The 4,770-nt window shown below is 72.9% G+C and carries 4 protein-coding genes and 1 tRNA gene; 4 read left to right on the top strand and 1 reads right to left on the bottom strand.

Annotated elements, in window-relative coordinates; all coding sequences use genetic code 11:
* Nucleotides 1-38 precede the first annotated feature (38 nt).
* The gene (locus tag AN233_RS12785; protein WP_058367160.1) at nt 39-2,537 is read right to left on the bottom strand and encodes a DUF2298 domain-containing protein; all 2,499 of its coding nucleotides are present in this window, start codon (nt 2,535-2,537) and stop codon (nt 39-41) included.
* A gap of 111 nt (nt 2,538-2,648) precedes the next feature.
* On the opposite strand from AN233_RS12785, the gene AN233_RS12780 reads away from it, so the two are divergent.
* From AN233_RS12780 to eif1A, 4 genes are all read left to right on the top strand, one after another.
* Nucleotides 2,649-3,446, top strand: a complete 798-nt coding sequence (locus AN233_RS12780; protein WP_058367159.1) for a glycosyltransferase — start codon at nt 2,649-2,651, stop codon at nt 3,444-3,446.
* Nucleotides 3,443-3,940, top strand: coding sequence for a GtrA family protein (locus AN233_RS12775; RefSeq protein ID WP_058367158.1), 498 nt, complete (start codon nt 3,443-3,445; stop codon nt 3,938-3,940). Before AN233_RS12780 ends, AN233_RS12775 begins: the two co-directional genes overlap by 4 nt.
* A gap of 113 nt (nt 3,941-4,053) precedes the next feature.
* Nucleotides 4,054-4,128 (top strand) — tRNA-Met (locus AN233_RS12770).
* Between the two features lie 89 nt (nt 4,129-4,217).
* Nucleotides 4,218-4,505, top strand: coding sequence for a translation initiation factor eIF-1A (gene eif1A, locus AN233_RS12765; protein WP_058367157.1), 288 nt, complete (start codon nt 4,218-4,220; stop codon nt 4,503-4,505).
* The last annotated feature ends 265 nt before the right edge of the window (nt 4,506-4,770 follow it).

Raw genomic sequence — 4,770 nt, 5'->3', positions numbered from 1 at the left:
GTTCGCGGTGTGACGGCGCGACGCGCACGAACGGGGAGCTACGTCGCGAGCTCCTCGCTGTCGACGCGATACACCGTTACGGTCTCCGTTTCGTACGCCACCTCGATGCCCGCGAACCGGTCGAAGGAGACGTCGCCGTAGCGGTCGCGCTCGGTCGGCCCGACCCAGACGTAGTCGACCCCGTACTCCCGGAGAGCGGCCACGCGCTCGGCGTCCGAACCGGCGTACGCCCGGTCGACGGCGGCGACCCGTTCGGTGTAGGCCTCGCGGCCGCGGTAGCCCACCTCGTGTGACCACCCCGCGACGGTGGGGATCCCCGTCAGGCTCGAGGCGGGGTTGGCGCGCCAGGTGTAGATGCCCGGCTCACCGGGGTTCGCGGCGAGTCCCTCGGGGGAGTAGCTCGCCCCGGGCGCCTCCAACAGGGTGTCCCGGTGGGTCGCCTCCTCGTCGAGCCAGTCGATGGCGGCCGCCTCGGACGGATGCTCCGCCTCGACGAACGCGGTCGCGTCCAGCGTCCCGGCGTCGTGGACCGCGGCGTGCTGGCCGAGCGCCATCGGGGCGTAGGGAGCGGTCGCGAGCAGCAGCAGCGCGACGAGCGCGCGGGCGAGGGTGCGGTCCGTCGGCAGCCGCGCCCGGATGCCGCCGAGCGCGTCCGCGGTCCGCTCCGCGGCGGCGCTCCCACGGCGGGTCGCGGCGTCGGTCGCGGTGGCGGCGTCGACGGCGCTCGTCGTGCCCCGGAAACCAGTCGCCCACAGCTCCGCGAGCACGATGCCGGCCGCGGTCGCCCACAGCGCCCACACCTGCGCGTACACCTTGAACACGGTGTTCATCCGGCCGGGGCCGGCCTCCTCGACGACGAAGACGACCTCGACGATCCCGACGAGCCCGGCTCCGCCGACGATAAGCGCCGTCTCGAAACCGACGCCGCGGTCCAGCCGGAACGCGGCCCACCCGAGCGCGAGCAGCGGAACGACGACCGCGAACGCCGGGAACCCCGCCGCCAGCGACGCGAGCGCGACCGCGGCGGTCCCGGCGGCGACGAGAGCGGCGTCACGCGACGCGCCGTCGGCGATCCGTCCCACCAGATACGCCCCGAACGCCGCCAGAAACGCTCCGTGGACGAGGATCAGGGGCGTGAGCGCCGACCGCATCTCGGCCGCGAGCAGCGCCGGCTCCTGTCCACTGCTGGCGCCGAGCAGGAACGGCGCCCCGAGCACGCCCGCCCCGACGGCCGCGACGCCGGTCGCGAGGAGGGCGCCGCCGGTACGTGCGACCTCCGTCGCCGCGAGCCCCTCACCGAGGGCGCCCCGCAGTCGTGCGGCGAGCGCCTCGCCGCGGGGCAGCAGGGACAGCGGCGCCGCGGGCGCGAACGTCAGCGTCAGCCAGAGCAGGCCGAGCGTCGTCGCCACGTCCCAGGTGTGGACCACGACCTGGAGTCCGCCGAGGACCGGAATCGCGCCGAACGCGAGCAGGCGCCGCCGCCGGAGGCGCTCCGCCGGCGTCTCCCAGTAGGCGTACAGCAGCGCGGCGGCCAGGAGCAGGAACGGCGCACCCATCATGTGCGCGTGGAGGTCGCCGTTGAGGAAGCCGAAGAAGGGGAACTCGTTTATCGTCCCCGGGATCACCCGGCTGGCGGTCCAGTAGTGGAACCCCTCGATCCCCGCCAGCAGGTCGTCCGGGGAGACGCGCGTCCCGCGCGTGAGGCGGTGGGCCACGGGTTCGGCCAGCGCGTTCGGGAGGGCGGCGACCGCGAGCCTGGCCGCCGACACGAGGTTTCCGGCCACGGCGACGAGAAACGCGCCCGCGAGGCCGGCCCGGAGCCCGTGGTCCGCGGCGTCGTCGCCGTCGACACCCCGACCGCGTGCGCGACCGGCGGCGACCGCCCGAGCGAGCTCGAACGCCGCCGCCGCCAGCGTCGCGTAGAAGCCGGCGAGCGCGAGGTTGTACGCGTACGCCGGCGGCGTGCCCGCCAGCCGGGTCAGGAGGGCGGCCGCGAGGTGGCCGCCGTAGTAGTAGTTCACCGTCTCGCCGGCGAACCACACGTCGTAGGGGGGCAGCGACTCCGCGCGCAGGAGGCTCCGCAACAGCCCGTAGTCGAGGAACTTCTCCCCCCCAGCGGCGGTTATCGCGGGATCGGCGTTCCGGACCGCCACGAGCAGCAGGAACGCGGCCGCGAACACCGCCGCGGGCGCGATCAGGTCCCGGCGCCGCGGACGCGGCCGGTCGTCGGCGGATCGGTCAACCGCGAGTCGCTCAGCCGCGAGGCGAACCTCCCCGCGACGGAGCGCGGCGCGGTCGAGTCCGACCAGCGCCGAGACCGCGACAAGGCCGGCCAGCGCGACCCACAGCGTGTGGCGGCCGTAGCTGACGCGGCCGGTCCAGTAGCCGACGACGGTGAGCGTCGCGAGCGCGACCGCGGGCGCGAGCCCGGCGCCGTATCCCGGGAACCGGGGGAACAGCCGGGCACAGAGGGGGAACGCAAGCGCCGAGAGGGCCGCGAACGCGAGGAGCCACCAGCCGACGAGGAGGTACTCCATGTCCGCCCCAGACACGCCGCGGGGCATACCTCTTCGGGTTCCGGGTCGCCGCGCTCCCCGGCCGCGCGCGGAGTCAAACGCCTTTTATCCGGTCCCGAGGTACGCCCACGCATGTCGTCCAGTCTCGGGATCGTGGTCCCCGCGTTCCGGCCGGACGCCGAGCGCCTCGGGCGGTACGTCCGGGCGCTCGACGAGCGGCTGGCCCCCGAGACGATCCGGATCGAACTCGACGACCCGGCCCCCGGCGTCGTCGACGCGCTCGCCGACCTCCCCGCGACGGTTCACGCCGTGAGGCGCCGTCGCGGGAAGGGCGCGGCGGTGACGGCCGGCTTCGAGGCGCTCTCGACGGACGCGTACGCCTTCGTGGACGCCGACGGCGCCACGCCCGCGGACGCGGTCGGCGAGGTCGTCGCCCCGGTGCTGTCCGGGAGCGCGGACGTGGCGGCGGGCTCGCGGCGGCACCCCGACGCGACGGTCTCGGACCACCAGACGGTGTTTCGCCGGCTGCTCGGCGACGGCTTCGCGTGGCTGGCCCGGCGCCTGCTCGACGCGACGCTGTACGACTACCAGTGCGGCGCGAAGGCGATCACGGCCGATGCGTGGGCCGGCGTCCGCGACCACCTCTACGAGCCGGGGTTCGCGTGGGACATCGAGTTCCTCGCGGTCGCAGCCGCGCTCGACTACCGCATCGCGGAGGTTCCCGTGGCGTGGGAGGACAAGCCCGGGTCGACGGTCTCCCCCGTCCGCGACACGCTGGACATGGCGCGTGGGCTGTTCGTCGCCAGACACCGCGCCCGACTCATCCGCGAGGACCGGCTCCACCGGCTCCTCGACCGCGGCGAGACCGCGGCGCTCGTCGCGCAGGAGGACCGACTCGACGCGGAGCGACCGGGAGGGGAGTCGCGGTGAGCGGAGGGGCAGAGGGGCCAGCCGGCGAGGGGGGCACGTCGGAGGCCGACGGAACCGTCGCGACGCTGGCGTCGGGGACGCGGTTCGGTCAGTTCGTCTCCGTCGGCGTGGTCGGTTTCGGCTTCGACATCGTCACCTCGACCGCGCTGGAGGCGCTCGGCGTCTTTCCCGAGCTCGCCGCCTTCGTCGGGATCGAGGTCGCGGTCGTCGTGATGTTCCTGCTCAACGACCGCGTGACGTTCGCCGAGGAGGGGCTCGCCGGGATCGGGCCGACCCTGCGCCGGCTGGCGAAGTCGAACCTCGTCCGCGCGGGCGGGATCGCGGTCCAACTGCTCGTGTTCACCGCGCTGTATCGGGGGATCGCCCTGCCGCTGACCGTCTCCGGGATCGACCTCTGGTTCGTCGCCTCGCGGGCGGGCGGCGTCGGCGTCGGCATGCTCGTCAACTACGTCGCGGAGAGCCTGCTCACGTGGCGCGTGACGGCGGACCGCTGAGGTGAGACGGCGGCGTCCCGACGGCGAGGATCCGGACCCTCGATCCCCGGCAGAAACTGGCATACGGCAGGGGGATCGGAACCCTTAACCGTGAAACCCGTGTTTGCCATGATAGCGGGATGGGATAGCCAGGAGATTCCGCCGGGCTCATAACCCGGAGATCGGTAGTTCAAATCTACCTCCCGCTACTTCTCCTGACCACGCTACGACCCACAGTCGGCGGGCCGTCCGCCGGCGAATACCATTCCTTATCAGTATGGGCGTCCTTCGTTTTGCCATGAGCGACGAGTCAAGCGGGCGGCGGGACCTCCGCATGCCCAACGACGACCAGGTGTTCGCGGTCGTGACCAACATGCTCGGTCACAGCCGCGTCCGCCTGCGCTGTGCGGACGGGGTGGAGCGCATGGGGCGCATTCCCGGCCGCATGAAGTACCGAAACTGGATCAACGAGGGCGACGTGGTCCTGGCCGAGCCGTGGTCCTGGCAGGACGAGAAGGCCGACATCGAGTGGCGCTACGACAGCTCCGCGGCGGACCAGCTCCGCCGCGAGGGCCACATCGAATAGCCGGGATCGACCGGCCGTAACCCACGTTTCTCGCGTTTTTGACCTGCTGGAGCTTTAGCGATAGCGTTTCGAGTCGTGAGATGAGTTGAACGAGAGCGATACTGAGTGATGCAGACCGATTCAGACACCTCGATTTTCTGAAACTCGCGGCGGTGCGGTGCTGTGTGGTCGCGGAGCGTTGCGGTTGCAGTGCTGTGCTGTCGGCGCGCGCCGCGGCGCCCCTGTGGCGCCGCGACCGCGCGAGGGAGGCGGCGGCGCGGCCGCA

Origin of the sequence: Haloparvum sedimenti, assembly GCF_001462205.1 — an archaeon.
Taxonomy (GTDB): Archaea; Halobacteriota; Halobacteria; order Halobacteriales; family Haloferacaceae; genus Haloparvum; species Haloparvum sedimenti.
Note: the sequence above shows the minus strand (reverse complement) of the source record. Positions and strands in the feature narration are given on the sequence as shown.